Consider the following 15,362-nt stretch of genomic DNA (forward strand, 5'->3'; position numbering starts at 1 on the left):
AGCTCAGTCGCCCCGCAGCACCTCCCAGGCGGTGACGGCGGCGGCCGCCGTCCACGCCTGCGGGCGGCACGCGGCGGGGTAGGGAGCGGGCGCGCGCACCTCGTCGGCGCCGTCACCGGCGTACAGCTCCGGCACGCGGAAGTCGAAGGCCTCGGCTCCGGCGAGCATCTGCGCGACGATCCGTCGGGCATGCCCGAGCAGGCCGGCGCGCAGCATTCCGCGGGCGATGATCGCCGTGTCGTGGATCCAGACGCTGCCGCCGTGATAGCTGAGCGGCCAGTAGCCGCCTGCGTCGGTCGAGAGGGTGCGGATGCCGAAGCCGGACGCCATCCGCGGCTCGATCAGCAGGTCGGCGACGCTCGCCTCCTCCGCGGGGTCGAGGATGCCGGTACCCAGGAGGTGTCCGATGTTGGAGGTGAGCGTGTCGACCGCGCGGCCATCGCGGTCGAGGGCGATCGCCGGGAATCGTCCGGACGGCGTCGTCACCCAGAAGCGCTGCGCGAAACGCTGCTTGAGATCGCGCGCCCACGTGCGCAGCCGCTCGGCGCCGGGCCGGCCGAACCGCTCCAGCAGGTCGGCTCCGCCGATCGCCGCCTCGTACGCATAGCCCTGGACTTCGCAGAGCGCGATGGGGCCGGCGGCCAGGGAACCGTCATGCCATTGGATGGAGTCGCCCGAGTCCTTCCACCCCTGATTGGACAGGCCGTGGCCTGTCTCGTCCACGTACTCGAGGAAGCCCGTGCGCTCCGCTGAGGTGACGATCCACTCAAGCGCGGCTTCCATCGCGGGCAGCAGCGCGCTCACCTCGGCATGCGGCATCCGCTCGGCCGTCTCGGCGAGCACGCAGACCCACAGCGCTGTCGCGTCGACGGTGCCGTAGTACAGCGGCGGCAGCACGATGCCCTCACCCGGCATCGTCAACGTCGACGCACGCAGCTCGTGCATGATCTTGCCCGGCTGCTCGGCCGTCGTCGGGTCGTCTCGCGTGCCCTGCAGACGTGCGAGGACGCGCAGCGTGGATGCCGCGAGCCGTGCATCCAGCGGCAGCAGCAGTCGAGCCGCCCAGAGCGAGTCGCGTCCGAACAGGGTGAAGAACCAGGGTGCCCCGGCTGCGAAGAACTCGTCCTCCGGTGCGTCGGGAAGAGTCAGGCGCAGCGCGCCGAGATCGTCGAGGGCGCGGTCGAGCCAGCGCGGCAGACGTGGATCAGTCCCCGTGGGTGTCGACGGGCGCTCCCAGGGGATCGTCGCGGCTGCCCCGCGCACCACCAGGGCGGCGTCGGCCAGGATCGCCGTCCACGACACGCTCATCCGCCCTCGCGGCGGGCAGTCCAGGCGCCATTCCACGCTGATCTCGCCGTCGTCGTCGGCGGCGAGCGCGGCACCCGGTGCCGTCAGCTGAACGGATGCGTCGCCCCGACGGACGATGACCGTGCCGTCGGAGATCGTCAGCTCGCCGTGCGTCCGGCCGGACGCACCCGCCTTCACGTCCTGCAGGGCGCCGATGTCCACGCGCACGCGGGCCCGCAGCCGGAGGAGGACCGGTGCGTCGCGGGCGGAGCGCACGGTGAGCGACTCGGTGACGCGCCCCTCGACCACGGTGCGCTCCCGCTGCAGACGCACCTTCGGATCGGGCGTGTCGTCGTCCACGCCACGCAGGAGCGCGTCCATCCGCACGGCGCCGGCCGCGATCGGATCCGTCGCGATGTGTTCCGGGCGACGCCATGCGCCGTCGGCGCCGGCATAGTGCACGTCCAGACCCCGGACGAACCGGGTGTCTCCGTGGTAGATGCCGTCGATCGGGGCCGCCCCCATGTCGCCGTCACGCCCCGACCATGCCTGGGTGGGCGCGGCGAGCGCAACGATCCGGTCGGACAGGAATGGCTGCAAACCGGCCGTCATCCCTTCACTGCTCCTTCGCTGGTGTTCATGATCTTCCTCTGGAAGATGAAGAAGAGGACGGCGACGGGGATCGTCATGATCGCCGCGGCCGCGAGCTTGAGAGGGTACTGCGTGCCCTGGCTGAGCTGGCCCGATGCGAGCGACGCGACGCCCTTGGTGAGTGTCGTGAGCTCGGGCGACTGGGTCGACACGATGAAATGGCTGAGCTCGTTCCACGACCCCTGGAACGACAGGATCACGATCGTGATCAATGCCGGACGTGCCATCGGCAGCACGATCGACCAGAACACGCGGAAGGTGCCCGCCCCGTCGATGCGCGCCTGTTCCTCGACCGAGTCGGGGATCGACTCGAAGAAGTTCTTCATGATGAACACGCCCGCGGCGTCCACCAGCAGCGGCAGGATCATGCCGGCGTACGAGTTGTAGAGGCCGAGCTGGTTCAGCACGAGGAACTTCGGGATCAGCAGCACGACCGTGGGCACGGTCATCACCGCCACGACCAGGGCGAACACGACGCCGCGCCCTCGGAAGCGGAGCCGCGCGAGCGCGTACCCGGCCAGGGAGACGAAGAACACGCGGCCGACGGTGACGCAGAGCGTCACGATGGTCGAGTTGGCGAACCACAGCGGGAAGTCGCTGTGCAGGAACAGACGTTCGTACGCGGCCGTCGAGAACGTCGCGGGGATCAGGGAGACCGGGTCGGCGGCGGCATCCGGTTCGGTCTTGAACGAGGTCGCCACCTGCACCAGGAAGGGGTAGATGTAGACGAGGGCGAGCAGCACCAGCATCCCGTACAGCAGCACCTGGCCGGTGAGGCTGCGGGGGGTGATGCGCCGGTGGCGCCGCGGCGGTCGCGTCGGCGGCGCGCTCTGCACCTCGACGGTGCCGAGGGTGGTGGTCATGCGTCGACCTCCTTCGAGGGCGAAGGGCTCGTGGATGCCGCCGCGCGCGGCTGATAGGCGCGGATGCGCCGCTTCGAGACCGGGCGGTCGCGGAGCACCCAGCGCTGCAGGAGCGTGAAGGCGATGATGATGACGAAGAGAATGAAGGCGATCGCCGCTCCCACACCCCAGTCCTGGTTCTGGAAGGCGGAGGTGTACGAGAGGTAGGCCGGTGTCATCGTCGTCTTGGCGGGACCGCCCTGCGTGCCGGTGTAGATCTGGTCGAACACCTGCCAGCAGCCGATGAGTCCGAGCGTGATCACCGTGAACAGCGTCGGCCGCAGCTGAGGGAGCGTGATGTGCCAGAAGCGCTGCCATCCGTTGGCGCCGTCCATCATGCCCGCCTCGCCGAGCTCGACGCCGATGTTCTGCAGCGCGGCGATGAACAGCAGCATGAAGGTGCCGCTCGTCGTGAACACCGCCATCAGCACGAACGCCGACATCGCGATCGACGGACCCGCCAGCCAGTCCCACCAGGAGACCCCGAGAAAACCCGCTCCGGTGAGTGCGTCCGGCCCGTTCGAGACGCCGACCGCCCCGAGTGCGACGTGCACGATGCCGCGGGGATCGTTGAACCAGTTGGGGGCGGCGACACCGATCGCCGACATGATCTGGTTGACGGGGCCGGCGAACGAGAACAGGAACAGCCACAGCACCGTGATCGCGACCGAACTGGTCACCGACGGGAAGTAGAAGGCGGTGCGGAAGAAGCCGCGCCCGCGGAGGATGCGGCGGCTGACCAGGACGGCGAGGAACAGCGACAGCACCGTCTGCAGCGGCACGACGAGCAGCACATACCACGCGTTGTTGCGCAGCGCCGTGCCGAAGTCGCGCTCGGCCAGCCCGCCACCGGTGGTGATCGCGGCGTAGTTGTCGAGGCCGACGAAGCCGACGGAGCCGGAGAGGGGGCTCCCGCGCCCCGACCAGTCCGAGAAGCTCACCCAGAGCGCCATGAGCACGGGGATCAGCAGGAAGACGCCGAGGATGAGGATGACGGGCGAGACGAACAGCCAGCCCGCACCGGCCTCGCCACGGCGGATTCCGCGGGAGCGCGGATGCCGGGGCGAGACCGGGCGCGAGGGCGTCGCGGCCGGAGCGACGGGAGCGGACATGATCAGCCGACGACGGCCTCGAGGTTCGACTGCACCGAGTCGAGGATCTTCTTGGGGTCGCCCGTCTTCAGCGACTCCAGCTGCGCGTTGAAGTCCTTGATCACGTCTGCGGCGCCCTTGTTGGTGGGAACGCCCTGCGCATAGTCGGCGCCGTTGAGGAACGCCACGAGCGAGGGGTTGTCGTTCTTCCACGTCTGGGCGGCGGACTGCACCGACGGCATGGGGCCGAACGCCTTCGAGAACGCGAGCTGCTGGTCGGCGCTCGTGAGGTACTCGACGAGGTCGAGCGCGGCCTTCTGGTTGGGGCTGTCCGCGGCCATGCCCCAGCAGTTGGTGAACTGGAGGGTGCCCTTGCCGGCGCTGCCGGCGGGAAGCTCGACCACCTTGGCCTTCACGTCGGGGTAGTCGCCGAGGGCGCCGGTGATCCAGTTGCCCTCGATCGTCATGGCGCCCAGCTGCTTGCCGAACGCCTCGCCGCCCCAGCCGGCTCCGACGTCGGAGGCGTAGGCGAACGTGCCGTCCTGCAGGTGCTTCTGGACATAGGTGAGCGCCGTCACGTTGGCGTCGCTGTCGGCTTCGGCCGTCTTGCCGTCCTCGGAGACGAGGCGGCCGCCGGCCTGGGCCATGAAGGCGCCGAGACGGGCGTATTCGCCGCCGAAGACGAGCCCCTTCGTGGAGCCGTTCGTGAGCTTCGCGGCCACGGCGGCCAGCTGGTCCCAGGTGGTCGGGATGTCGGCGTCGGTCAGGCCCGCCTTCGTCCACAGGTTCTCGTTGATGACCAGCTGCAGCGTCGAGAAGTCCTTCGGCGCGCAGAAGAAGGTGTTGTCGTAGGTGAAGTTCTTCACGAGCGACGGGTAGAAGTCGTCCTTGTTGCTGAGCTGGTCGCCGTAGGCCTTCAGCGAGCCGTTGCTCGCGAAGCCCGCAAGCTGGTCGGTGCTGAGGTAGAAGAGGTCCGGCGGAGAGCCCGCCGCGAAGCCCTGCGACAGCTGCTGGGCGAGGTCGGTCGCGGCGACGACCGACGCCGACACACCGGATTTCGCGGACCAGGCGGCGACGGCATCCTGCACGGCCTTGGTCTCGGCGTCTCCGGACGAGCCGATCATGATCGTCAGCGGCTTGTCGGACGACGTCAGATCCCCGGCGCTGGCCGAGGGGTCAGAGCCCGACCCGCTGAATCCCTGTCCGCATCCGGTCAGCAGCAGGCTTGAGGCCACGGCCAGGCCTCCTGCCGCGAGCAGCGTCCGTGCTGTGTGTCGCTTCATCGCATCTCCTTCGATCGCGGGGCTCGCGCGTGGGCAGCGCGGCCCATGGTGCCATCCCGCGCGGATCGTCCGTGCGATCCGCCCTTGGATCGATCATTTGATCGTTCAAATTGTGGGATGCTTGAAAAGATAGACGAGGATGCCGAGACCGTCAAGGAGGACCGCGTGAACAGATCGGCGACGATCGAAGACGTGGCACGAGCGGCCGGCGTGTCCCGGCAGACCGTCAGCAACGTCATCAACTCGCCTCAGATCGTGCGGGAGGAGACGCGCGCCCGCGTCGCCGATGCCATCTCGCGGCTCAACTACGCCCCCCACGTCTCCGCGCGCCGACTGCGCACGCGGCGCAGCTCGACCATCGGCATCCACCTCGACCCCTACGCGGGCGGAATCTCCGGTGTCGTGCTGGACCGCTTCGTGCACGCGCTCACTGAACAGGCGGGCGAGCGGAGCCTGCGCGTCATGCTCTACGCGGCGCGCACCCCCGAGGAGGAGATCCGACGGATGGGGGATCTGCGTGAGGGCGGAGAGATCGACGCGGTCGTCATCACCGGAACCTTCCCGGGCGATCCTCGCGCGGAGTGGCTCCTGGAGCGCGGCGTGCCCTTCGTCTCGTTCGGCCGCCCCTGGGGCCGTGACGACGTGGGCGCCCCCAGCCATCACTGGGTCGACGTCGACGGGGCCGCCGGCACCGCCGAGGCGACACGGCATGCGCTGGCGACGGCGGGTCCGCGCGTCGCCTTCCTGGGCTGGCCCGCGGGCTCCGCAACGGGCGACGACCGCGAACGAGGCTGGCGTCGGGCGCTGGATGCCGGGGACGTGCGCGCGGCCGGATGGACGCCGATCCGTGTCGTGAGCGACGAGAACGTGGCGCGGGCGCGTGACGTCGCCGCCCACCTCGTCGCCTCCGACGAGATCGATGCCATCGTGTGCGTCAGCGACTCTCTGGCGGTCGGTGCGCACCTGGCCGCGGTGGCGGCCGGGCGCCCCGCCCTGCCGATCATCGGCTTCGACAACACCCCGGCCGCCGAAGCCTTGGGTCTGTCCAGCGTCGAGCAGCTGCCCGAGGAGGTCGCCGTCGGCGCCCTGGATCTGCTGCTCGGAGGCGCGGCCTCCATCGAGCACCGTGCCGCCGAACCCGGGAGTGCCCACGTCCTCGTCGAGCCGCGCCTCGTCGTGCGTGAGACGGCGCCGCCGAGCGTTCAGCCGTAGAGCCGGCGCTGCAGTTCGTCCGCCGCCGTCGTCACCGCCGGTGCGAGCGCCTCCGCGGTGTGACCGGCCTCGGCGGGCCACGTCACCGCGATCGCCGCGACCGGCCAGCCGGCGTGGTCGCGGACGGCGACCGCCACCGAACGGAAGCCGAGGGTCACCTCGCCGTCTTCACCCGCGAAGCCCGCGGCGCGTGTCTGACGCAGCAGCTCGCGAAGCTCGGTCGGGCGCCTCGGCCCGCGACCCGTGCGGTCGGCGAAGGCCGCGGCATCCGGGTAGAGCGCGCGCACCTGCTCGCGCGGCAGAGCGGCGAGCATCGCTCGTCCCGTCGCCGTGAGGTGAGCCGGCAGCCGCACACCCACGTCCGTGACGAGCGCGGGGCGCCGCGGAGCGCGCTCCTCGACGATGTACAGCACATCGCGGCCGGTCATCACCGCCACGTGCGTGCTCTCGCCGAGGCGGTCGGAGAGGGCGGCGACGAGGGGACGGCCCAGACGCGCAAGAGGCTGCTGACGGGCGTAGCCGCCGGCCAGCTCGAACGCGGCCGTACCCAGCCCCCAGCGCCGGTCGTGCGGAAGATGCACCACGAAACCGTGCGTCGCCATCGCGGTCAGCAGGTGGTACACGCTCGAGCGGGGGATGGCGAGGCCTTCGGAGATCGTCCGGGCGGCGACCGGTCCGCGCTGGCGTGCGAGATAGGCGAGGATCCGCAGGGTCTGGTCCGCGGCCGGGACCTGCACCGCCTTCGGCGGCGCATCCGCATCGCCGATATTGTCTGGTATCACAGACACACAATGCCACGCCCGTGTGGCTGCGCGGGCACAGCCGGGGTGGAATCGAGGCATGACCACCGTTGCCCCCTCGAGAATCGCCGATCACGTCCTCATCGGCGCGCGCCCCCTCACTCCCGCCGAGGTCGTCGCCGTGGCCCGCGACGGCGCGACGGTCGAGATCGCCGCCGACGCGTGGACGCGGATCGGCCAGGCGCGAGAGCTCATCGAACGGCTCGCCGACGACCCCGAGCCGCACTACGGCATCTCGACCGGCTTCGGGGCGCTCGCGACGACGTTCATCGCGCCCGAGCGGCGTCGCCAGCTGCAGGCGAGCCTCATCCGCTCCCACGCGGCCGGTACCGGTGCGGAGGTGGAACGCGACGTCGTGCGCGCGCTGCACCTGCTGCGCCTGCAGACCCTCGCGACCGGGCACACGGGGGTCCGCCCGGTCGTCGTCGAGACCTACGCGGCCATGCTGAACGCCGGGATCACCCCGATCGTGCGGGAGTACGGCTCGCTCGGGTGCTCGGGCGACCTCGCCCCGCTCTCGCACCTCGCGCTGGCGGCGCTCGGCGAGGGGGAGGTGCGCGATGCCGAGGGTGTGCTCGTCTCGGCATCCGACGCCCTCGCCGCCGCCGGCATCGCCCCGCTCGTACTCGAAGAGAAGGAGGGGCTCGCGCTCATCAACGGCACCGACGGCATGCTCGGCATGCTCGCTCTGGCCCTCTCGGACCTCGACAACCTGCTCACCGTCGCCGACATCACCGCCGCCCTCTCGATCGAGAGCCAGCTCGGCACCGACGCGGTGTTCGCCGCCGACCTGATGGCGCTGCGTCCGCAGAGCGGACAGGCCGCCTCGGCCGCGAACCTGCGCGCCCTGCTCGCCGATTCGCCCCTCGTCGCGAGTTACCGCGATCCGGCCGTGTGCACGCGCGTGCAGGACGCCTACTCACTGCGGTGCTCCCCGCAGGTGCACGGTGCCGCGCGCGACACCGTCGCGCACGCCCGCACGATCGCCGAGCGGGAGCTCGCCTCCGCCGTCGACAACCCGGTCGTCACCGGCGACGGGCGCGTCGAATCCAACGGCAACTTCCACGGCGCCCCGGTCGCGTACGTGCTCGACTTCCTCGCGATCGCCGTTGCCGACCTCGCCTCGATCGCCGAACGCCGCACCGACCGGGCACTCGATCGCACCCGCAGTCACGGCCTGCCGCCGTTCCTCGCCGACGAGGTCGGCGTCGATTCGGGCCTCATGATCGCGCAGTACGCGGCCGCGGGGATCGTGTCGGAGCTCAAGCGTCTGGCGGTTCCGGCATCCGTCGACTCCATCCCCTCGTCGGCGATGCAGGAAGACCACGTGTCGATGGGATGGGCCGCCGCACGCAAGCTGCGTCGCGCCGTCGACGGACTCGCCCGGGTGCTCGCGATCGAGCTCGTCACCGGATGCCGCGCCCTCGACCTGCGGGCACCGCTGCAACCGGGTCCCGCCACCGGCGCCGTGCGGGCCGCGGTGCGGGCCGCGGGCATCGCCGGTCCAGGACCCGACCGATTCGTCAGCCCCGACCTGGAAGCGGCCACCGCTCTCGTCCTGTCGGGCGCGGTCGCCGACGCTGCGTTCACAACTCCGGACAACCGTCCCTGATCGAAGGAGATCACGATGACATCACCCGTTGACGCCCAGAACTCCGGAGTTGTGAACCGGGCGGCGTCGAGCCGCGGCCCCGTCCGCGCCCCGCGTGGGGGCGAGCGCACCGCGAAGAGCTGGGGCGCCGAAGCCGCGAAGCGGATGCTGATGAACAACCTCGACCCCGAGGTCGCCGAACACCCCGAAGACCTCGTCGTCTACGGCGGCACGGGTCGGGCGGCGCGGTCGTGGGAGGCCTACGACGCCATCGTCCGCACTCTCGACGAGCTCGAGCCCGACGAGACACTGCTGGTGCAGTCCGGAAAGCCCGTCGGCGTCTTCCGCACGCACGAGTGGGCCCCGCGCGTGCTCATCGCGAACGCGAACCTGGTCGGCGACTGGGCGACGTGGCCCGAGTTCCGCCGGCTCGAGCAGCTGGGACTCACGATGTACGGACAGATGACCGCGGGATCGTGGATCTACATCGGCACGCAGGGCATCCTCCAGGGTACGTACGAGACGTTCGCCGCCGTCGCGCGCTCGCTCGGACGCGACTCGCTCGCCGGCACCCTCACCCTGACCGCCGGCGCCGGCGGCATGGGCGGTGCCCAGCCGCTCGCGGTCACCCTCAACGGGGGAGCGGTGCTGATCGTCGACGTCGATGCGTCGCGGCTGGAGCGCCGGGTCGCGCACGGCTACCTCGACGAGTACACCGACGACCTCGACGCGGCCCTGGCGCGCGTCGTCGCGGCCCGCACGGCCGCGGAGGCACTGTCGGTCGGTCTCGTCGGCAACGCGGCCGAGGTCTTCCCCGAACTGCTGCGCCGCCGGCACGCCGGGGCCGCCCCGATCGACATCGTCACCGACCAGACCAGCGCCCACGACCCCCTCGCCTACCTGCCGATCGGTGTGAGCGTGGCGGCCTGGAAGGATGCTGCGGCATCCGACCCCGAGGACTTCACCGCCCGTGCTCGGGCCTCCATGGCGGCGCACGTCGCGGCGATGGTCGGATTCCAGGATGCCGGGGCCGCCGTGTTCGACTACGGCAACTCGATCCGCCGTGAGGCCGAGCTCGGCGGCTACGACCGGGCGTTCGCGTTTCCGGGGTTCGTCCCCGCCTACATCCGGCCGCTGTTCGCCGAGGGGCGCGGCCCGTTCCGGTGGGTGGCGCTGTCGGGCGATCCGGACGACATCGCCAAGACCGACCGCGCGGTCGCGGAGCTGTTCCCCGATGACGCCGCGCTGCGGCGATGGCTGGACAGAGCGGGCGACACCGTCCGTTTCGAGGGGCTCCCCGCGCGCATCTGCTGGCTCGGCTACAAGGAACGCCACCTGGCGGGTCTGAAGTTCAACGAGATGGTCGCCTCGGGCGAGCTGGCCGGCCCGATCGTCATCGGTCGTGATCACCTCGACGCGGGATCGGTCGCCTCCCCGTACCGCGAGACCGAGGCGATGGCCGACGGCTCCGATGCGATCGCCGACTGGCCGTTGCTCAACGCCCTGTTGAACACGGCGTCGGGTGCGTCCTGGGTATCGATCCACCACGGCGGCGGGGTCGGCATCGGCCGCTCGATCCACGCCGGCCAGGTGACCGTCGCCGACGGTACGGCGCTCGCCGCCGAGAAGCTCGAACGGGTGCTGACGAACGATCCCGGCACGGGCGTGATGCGCCACGTGGATGCCGGGTACGAGCGGGCCCGCGAGGTCGCGCGTGAGCGGGGACTGGTCGTTCCGATGCTGCGGGACGACGCGCCGTGAGCACGCTGCTGCTGACGAACGTCGGTGAGCTCACGACGAACGTCGAGGGTCTGGGGGACGACCCCGCTGACCCGACGGGCCTCATCCGCGGCGCCGCCGTGGCGATCGTCGACGGTCGCATCGCCTGGGTCGGCCGCGCTGGCGAGAAGCCGCCCGTCGTCTCGACGGTGGTGGATGCCGGGGGGCGCGCGGTCATTCCGGGCTTCGTCGACAGCCACACGCACCTCGTCTTCGCCGGGGATCGCGCCGATGAGTTCGATGCCCGCATGGCCGGCCAGCCGTATGTCGCCGGCGGCATACGCCGCACCGTGGCGGCGACGCGCGCGGCATCCGACGACGAGCTGCGGGCACGGCTCGCCGCACTCGTCGAGGAGATGCACCGACAGGGCACCACCACCTTCGAGGTGAAGACCGGCTACGACCTCACCGTCGACGGCGAGGCCCGGCTGGCGCGCCTCGCGCGCGAGGTGACCGACGAGGTGACCTTCCTCGGTGCTCACGTCGTGCCCGACGAGTTCGTCGGCGACCGCGACGCGTACGTCGACCTCGTCTGCGGTCCGATGCTGGAGGCCGTGCTGCCCTTCACCCGGTGGATCGACGTCTTCTGCGAGCGGGGGGCGTTCACGCTCGCCGAGGGTCGCCGCATCCTGCGCGCCGGCATCGCCGCGGGACTTCTCCCGCGGCTGCACGCCAACCAGCTGGGTCACGGCGGTGGCGTGCGTCTCGCGACGGAGCTCGACGTGATCTCGGTCGATCACTGCACCTATCTCGATGCCGAGGACGTGCGCCTGCTGGCAGCGAGCGACGTGGTGGTCACACTGCTGCCCGGTGTGGAGTTCTCGACCCGGCAGCCCTATCCCGACGCGCGGCGGCTGATCGACGCCGGTGTGAGCGTCGCCCTCGCGAGCGACTGCAACCCGGGCACCAGCTTCACCAGTTCCCAGCCACTCATGGTCGCGCTCGCGGTGCGCGAGATGGGGATGACGGTCGCCGAGGCGGTCTGGGCAGCCACCGCCGGCGGCGCGCGAGCTCTCGGCCGCACGGACGTCGGCTCCTTCGCGCTCGGCGCACGCGCAGATCTGGTGCTGCTCGACGCGCCGTCGCGCACGCATCTGGCCTATCGACCCGGGGTTCCCCTGGTGCACGCCGTCTACCGCGGCGGGGAGCTGATCGCGTAGGCGTTTCGACTCGGCGCTGCCCGCCTCGCTCAACGTCCGGGCCTCGCCCTGTCCGCTCCCGCCGCGGTCGTTGAGCGAGCGGCGTCGCCGCGCGTCGAAATGCCCCGCGCCACACGGCGTCAGGGGCGATCGAAGTCCCACTCGTCGGGGTTGACGGCCGTCGCGACGTCCCAGTCGGAACTCGCCCACACGAACGTCGCGACCGCGCAGGTGGGCATGTGCCCGATGCCGCCTCCCGACAGGCGCTCCGCCAGCGTCGTCATGCCCGGATCGTGCGCGACGACCATCACCGCGGGCACGGCGCGCGCCACCGCAGCGGCCAGCAGGGTGTCCGCGGGCGCACCGTAGAGATCCGGGTCGAGCTCGGGTTCCAGCCCGAATGCCGAGGCGAAGAACGATGCCGTGGTGCGGGCGCGCAGCGCGCTCGAGGAGAGGACGGCATCCAGCTGCAGACCGGAGCTGGCGACCCGCTTCGCCAGCAGCGGCGCATCGCGCAGACCGCGTTCGTTGAGCGGACGGTCGTGATCGTCGAGACCGGGATCGCCCCAGTCGCTCTTCGCGTGGCGGACGAGCACGAGCGTCGTCATACGGTGACCTTTCGTCGGTACAGGCCGGTGAGCAGTTCCAGCACGCACAGGGCGGCCAGGCGCACGGTGCGCCCGTCGGCCGCGTCGGCCGCGGCATCCACTTCGACGATATCCGCGCTGCGCACGCCGGGGTCGGCGGACAAGCCGCGCACGAGAGTTCGCAGCTCCCACGCCTGCAGCCCTCCGGGCACCGACGCCGGGCAGCCGGGAGCGACCGCGCGGTCGCAGACGTCCACGTCGATGTCGAGGTGGATGCCGCCGCCACCGCGCCCCGCCACCTCGTGCGCCTCGGCGATCACGTCGTGTGCGCCGCGCCGACGAAGCTCGTCGAGCGTGACGACCCGAATGCCGAGGTCGGCGGCGCGCCGGGCATACGCCGCAGAGTTGGCGAAGTCGGCGATGCCGATCTGCACGATGTGCGTCGGGTCGAGGCCGTCGTCGACGAGGCGACGCACCGGTGAGCCGTTGGAGACGCCGTCGCGCAGATCGAAGTGCGCGTCGAGGGTGATGAGACCGGCGGCACCGGCGCCCTGGGCCGTCGCGTACGTGACGGAATTGTCGCCGCCGAGCGCGATCACCAGTGCGGCACGCGCCGTCAGCTCGGCGGTCCGGGCGCGCACACGCGCTTCGCCCGCCGCGCCGTCGGGGTCGGCGACGTCGCCCGCGTCGGCCAAGCGGAGGGCGGCGGCGAGATCGACGGGCGGCGGCCCCATCAGTGTCGCGCTGTATCGGCGCAGGGCCTCACGGACCGCGCCGGGAGTCGCATCCGCGCCGGTGGGCGAGAGCGACGTGCGAAACGCCGGAACTCCCAGCAGGACGGCGTCGAGGCGGTCGGCCGCCGCCGCCTCGTCGAGCGCGGGCCAGTCGCCGGCGCGCGGCCAGAGCGGGTCGTGGGAGAGGGCAGCGGTCATCAGCCGACGTACACCCAGGCGATCCGCCCGCTTCCCAGCGTCACCCGCACCCGGCGGTACAGCGACACCTCGTACTCATCGGCGGCATCCACCTCGTCGGCGGTGAGGTGCAGGACGCGGCCGACCACCTTGTCGAGCGGACTGCCGGTCTCACGCAGCACGGGATGCACCGACAGGCCCGACAGGTCGACGACCCGCTGGTCCTCGATCTCGGCGTAGTCGATCGTGTAGCCGGGCAGCACATCGGGCTCGCCCGCGATGAGACGGCCGAAGGTGTCCAACTGCACCTCGGCGTACTGAAGCGTGCCGTAGGTGAACAGCAGCTCGTCCGCCGGTTCGCCCATTCCGTCAGGCTACTGCGCCCGGTCGCGGCCAGCCAGGGGCGCGCCTTCGTTCATCGGCCGTCCATAACCCTTCCGCCGTGCACGCCCACTCACCCGAGAAGGGCGTGCGCGACGGCGAAGATGACCAGTCCGGCCAGAGCGCCGACCACGGTGCCGTTGAGACGGATGTACTGCAGGTCGCGGCCGACCATCAGCTCGATCTTCTCGGTCGTCTCCGCCGGATCCCACTTCTCCACCGTGTCGGTGATGATCGAGGCGATGTCGTGGCGGTAGCGATCCACGACGAAGACCGCGGCCCCCGCGATGCGGTCATCCACACGGTGCTGGAGCGCGGCATCCGTCGACAGACGCTCGCCGATCTCGACCAGCGCCGCGCTGACGCGTCGACGCAGCCCGCTGGAGGGATCGGCCAGGGCCGTCAGCAGACCCGTCTTGGCGGTGTTCCACGCCTCGGCGGCCAGCTCGCGCACGCGCGGGCTGTCGAAGACGGCCGTCTTGGCCTCTTCGAGACGCGCGATGGTCGTGGGATCGCTCTGCAGGTTCTCGGCGAGCCGCGCGAGGTAGCCGTCGACGGCGCGGCGTGCGGGGTGGTCGGGGTCGTCCTGGATCGCGGCGACGAACTTCACGGCCTCGTTGTAGACGGTGTCATCGACGAGGCGCATCGCGACCGACGGCACCCAGGAGGGGAGTCGGCGAGAGACGAGACCGCTGAAGGCGGCATGGTTGGCGCGCAGCCATGTCGCGATGCTGTCCACCCCCAGGTCGACCGCGCCGCGGTGCGCGTCGGCCTCCACGACGCGAGAGAGCCACGCGCCCACGGTCGGTCCCCACTCGGGGCTGAGCAGGTGCTCGCGTGCGAGGTCGCTGATCAGATCCTGCACCTCGTCGTCGCTGAGGGCGCGCAGGATGCCGGACGCCACCGCCGAGGCCTCTGCGGCGACGGTCTCGGCGTGGGCGGGATCGCGCAGCCACCCACCGGCCGTGCGAGCGATGGGCGTCGACTCCAGCTTCGCGCGGACGACGCCCGTCTCGAGGAAGTTCGTCTCGACGAACTCGCCCAGGGTGCGCCCGATCTCGTCCTTGCGGCGCGGGATGATCGCGGTGTGCGGGATGGGAATGCCGAGGGGATGGCGAAACAGCGCGGTCACCGCGAACCAGTCGGCCAGCGCGCCGACCATGCCGCCCTCCGCCGCGGCGCGCACGTACTGCAGCCACGGGAAGCGGTCCTGCAGGACGAAGGCCACGACGAACACGACCGCCATCAGGATCAGCGCGCCGAGAGCGACGCCCTTCATCACCCGCAGCGCGCGGCGACGTTCCTGGTCGGCGGGGCTGAGCAGTTCGGTGGGGGTGCGCGCCATGCCCGTAGTCTCGCACGCGGCGTATCCTGGCCGCGTGATCGAAGACATCCAGAAGCGCGCCCTGCACCGCACCCGCATCCTCGAGGGTCAGGTGCGCGGGCTCGCCAAGATGATCGAGAACGAGGACTACTGCATGGACATCATCGCCCAGTCGCGAGCGATCCAGCGGGCCCTCGCGTCACTGGACAAGCTGCTGATCGAGAACCATCTGCGCACCCACGTCGCGCACATGTTCGCCGAGGGCGGTGATCAGCGCGAGCTCGCCGTCGCCGAACTCCTCAAGGCGTACGACCTCGAGACGCGCTGACGGCGGCGTTCCTCCGGTCGACCGAATCGCAAGGCCGTCGCCGCGACACGCCGGGTGCGGCGGGATCCGGGCGGCGTGTCGCGCGGCATCCCCTGC

14 protein-coding genes are annotated in these 15,362 nt (G+C 71.1%); 5 read left to right on the forward strand and 9 right to left on the reverse strand.

What is annotated here, in order from left to right; translation table 11 throughout:
- Positions 1 to 3: 3 nt before the first annotated feature.
- From CEP17_RS02110 to CEP17_RS02125, 4 genes are read right to left on the reverse strand one after another with little or no spacing between them, the layout of a single operon-like run.
- Complete coding sequence (locus CEP17_RS02110; RefSeq protein ID WP_112931089.1) at positions 4 to 1,899, reverse strand: glycogen debranching N-terminal domain-containing protein; 1,896 nt, start codon at positions 1,897 to 1,899, stop codon at positions 4 to 6.
- Entirely contained in the window at positions 1,896 to 2,801 is a 906-nt protein-coding gene (locus CEP17_RS02115; RefSeq protein ID WP_112931090.1) for a carbohydrate ABC transporter permease, read from the reverse strand. The genes CEP17_RS02110 and CEP17_RS02115 overlap by 4 nt, the downstream gene beginning before the upstream one ends.
- On the reverse strand, positions 2,798 to 3,952 hold the full coding sequence (locus tag CEP17_RS02120) for a sugar ABC transporter permease (protein ID WP_112931091.1): 1,155 nt from the start codon (positions 3,950 to 3,952) through the stop codon (positions 2,798 to 2,800). The genes CEP17_RS02115 and CEP17_RS02120 overlap by 4 nt, the downstream gene beginning before the upstream one ends.
- A 2-nt stretch (positions 3,953 to 3,954) precedes the next feature.
- Entirely contained in the window at positions 3,955 to 5,214 is a 1,260-nt protein-coding gene (locus CEP17_RS02125; RefSeq protein ID WP_112931092.1) for an extracellular solute-binding protein, read from the reverse strand.
- 117 nt (positions 5,215 to 5,331) lie between these two features.
- On the opposite strand from CEP17_RS02125, the gene CEP17_RS02130 reads away from it, so the two are divergent.
- On the forward strand, positions 5,332 to 6,426 hold the full coding sequence (locus CEP17_RS02130) for a LacI family DNA-binding transcriptional regulator (protein WP_112931093.1): 1,095 nt from the start codon (positions 5,332 to 5,334) through the stop codon (positions 6,424 to 6,426).
- Here CEP17_RS02130 and CEP17_RS02135 read toward each other — a convergent pair.
- Positions 6,417 to 7,214 (reverse strand): IclR family transcriptional regulator, encoded by a 798-nt coding sequence (locus CEP17_RS02135; protein ID WP_112931094.1) that lies wholly within the window; start codon positions 7,212 to 7,214, stop codon positions 6,417 to 6,419. The two genes, CEP17_RS02130 and CEP17_RS02135, sit on opposite strands and share 10 nt — an antisense overlap.
- A gap of 52 nt (positions 7,215 to 7,266) precedes the next feature.
- Between CEP17_RS02135 and hutH the strand changes: the two genes are divergently transcribed.
- The 3 genes from hutH to hutI are packed head-to-tail and all read left to right on the forward strand — an operon-like array spanning position 7,267 to position 11,756.
- On the forward strand, positions 7,267 to 8,838 hold the full coding sequence (gene hutH, locus CEP17_RS02140) for a histidine ammonia-lyase (protein ID WP_112931095.1): 1,572 nt from the start codon (positions 7,267 to 7,269) through the stop codon (positions 8,836 to 8,838).
- Positions 8,839 to 8,853: 15 nt separating this feature from the next.
- Positions 8,854 to 10,578 (forward strand): urocanate hydratase, encoded by a 1,725-nt coding sequence (gene hutU, locus CEP17_RS02145; RefSeq protein WP_112931096.1) that lies wholly within the window; start codon positions 8,854 to 8,856, stop codon positions 10,576 to 10,578.
- Positions 10,575 to 11,756 (forward strand): imidazolonepropionase, encoded by a 1,182-nt coding sequence (gene hutI / locus CEP17_RS02150; protein ID WP_112931097.1) that lies wholly within the window; start codon positions 10,575 to 10,577, stop codon positions 11,754 to 11,756. The genes hutU and hutI overlap by 4 nt, the downstream gene beginning before the upstream one ends.
- 119 nt (positions 11,757 to 11,875) lie before the next feature.
- Here the strand turns inward: hutI and CEP17_RS02155 are convergent, their stop codons facing one another.
- From CEP17_RS02155 to CEP17_RS02170, 4 genes are all read right to left on the reverse strand, one after another.
- Complete coding sequence (locus CEP17_RS02155; protein ID WP_112931098.1) at positions 11,876 to 12,343, reverse strand: histidine phosphatase family protein; 468 nt, start codon at positions 12,341 to 12,343, stop codon at positions 11,876 to 11,878.
- Positions 12,340 to 13,254 (reverse strand): arginase family protein, encoded by a 915-nt coding sequence (locus CEP17_RS02160; RefSeq protein WP_112931099.1) that lies wholly within the window; start codon positions 13,252 to 13,254, stop codon positions 12,340 to 12,342. The genes CEP17_RS02155 and CEP17_RS02160 overlap by 4 nt, the downstream gene beginning before the upstream one ends.
- Positions 13,254 to 13,598 (reverse strand): gamma-glutamylcyclotransferase family protein, encoded by a 345-nt coding sequence (locus CEP17_RS02165; protein WP_036318266.1) that lies wholly within the window; start codon positions 13,596 to 13,598, stop codon positions 13,254 to 13,256. Before CEP17_RS02165 ends, CEP17_RS02160 begins: the two co-directional genes overlap by 1 nt.
- Before the next feature lie 89 nt (positions 13,599 to 13,687).
- Positions 13,688 to 14,959 carry a DUF445 domain-containing protein gene (locus tag CEP17_RS02170; protein ID WP_112931100.1) on the reverse strand — a complete coding sequence of 424 codons (1,272 nt, stop codon included), beginning with the start codon at positions 14,957 to 14,959 and terminating at the stop codon, positions 13,688 to 13,690.
- Between the two features lie 34 nt (positions 14,960 to 14,993).
- Between CEP17_RS02170 and CEP17_RS02175 the strand changes: the two genes are divergently transcribed.
- The gene (locus CEP17_RS02175) at positions 14,994 to 15,266 is read left to right on the forward strand and encodes a metal-sensitive transcriptional regulator (protein ID WP_036318264.1); all 273 of its coding nucleotides are present in this window, start codon (positions 14,994 to 14,996) and stop codon (positions 15,264 to 15,266) included.
- Positions 15,267 to 15,362: the final 96 nt, after the last annotated feature.

Source organism: Microbacterium sp. PM5 (assembly GCF_003293595.1).
In the GTDB taxonomy this organism is placed as follows: domain Bacteria; phylum Actinomycetota; class Actinomycetes; order Actinomycetales; family Microbacteriaceae; genus Microbacterium.

Excerpts from the sequence above, each read along its gene's own strand:
- CEP17_RS02110 (WP_112931089.1), bottom strand. The coding sequence starts at position 1,899 with ATGACGGCCGGTTTGCAGCCATTCCTGTCCGACCGGATCGTTGCGCTC.
- CEP17_RS02115 (WP_112931090.1), bottom strand. The coding sequence starts at position 2,801 with ATGACCACCACCCTCGGCACCGTCGAGGTGCAGAGCGCGCCGCCGACG.
- CEP17_RS02120 (WP_112931091.1), bottom strand. The coding sequence starts at position 3,952 with ATGTCCGCTCCCGTCGCTCCGGCCGCGACGCCCTCGCGCCCGGTCTCG.
- CEP17_RS02125 (WP_112931092.1), bottom strand. The coding sequence starts at position 5,214 with ATGAAGCGACACACAGCACGGACGCTGCTCGCGGCAGGAGGCCTGGCC.
- CEP17_RS02130 (WP_112931093.1), top strand. The coding sequence starts at position 5,332 with ATGCTTGAAAAGATAGACGAGGATGCCGAGACCGTCAAGGAGGACCGC.
- hutH (WP_112931095.1), top strand. The coding sequence starts at position 7,267 with ATGACCACCGTTGCCCCCTCGAGAATCGCCGATCACGTCCTCATCGGC.
- hutU (WP_112931096.1), top strand. The coding sequence starts at position 8,854 with ATGACATCACCCGTTGACGCCCAGAACTCCGGAGTTGTGAACCGGGCG.
- CEP17_RS02155 (WP_112931098.1), bottom strand. The coding sequence starts at position 12,343 with ATGACGACGCTCGTGCTCGTCCGCCACGCGAAGAGCGACTGGGGCGAT.
- CEP17_RS02160 (WP_112931099.1), bottom strand. The coding sequence starts at position 13,254 with ATGACCGCTGCCCTCTCCCACGACCCGCTCTGGCCGCGCGCCGGCGAC.
- CEP17_RS02165 (WP_036318266.1), bottom strand. The coding sequence starts at position 13,598 with ATGGGCGAACCGGCGGACGAGCTGCTGTTCACCTACGGCACGCTTCAG.
- CEP17_RS02170 (WP_112931100.1), bottom strand. The coding sequence starts at position 14,959 with ATGGCGCGCACCCCCACCGAACTGCTCAGCCCCGCCGACCAGGAACGT.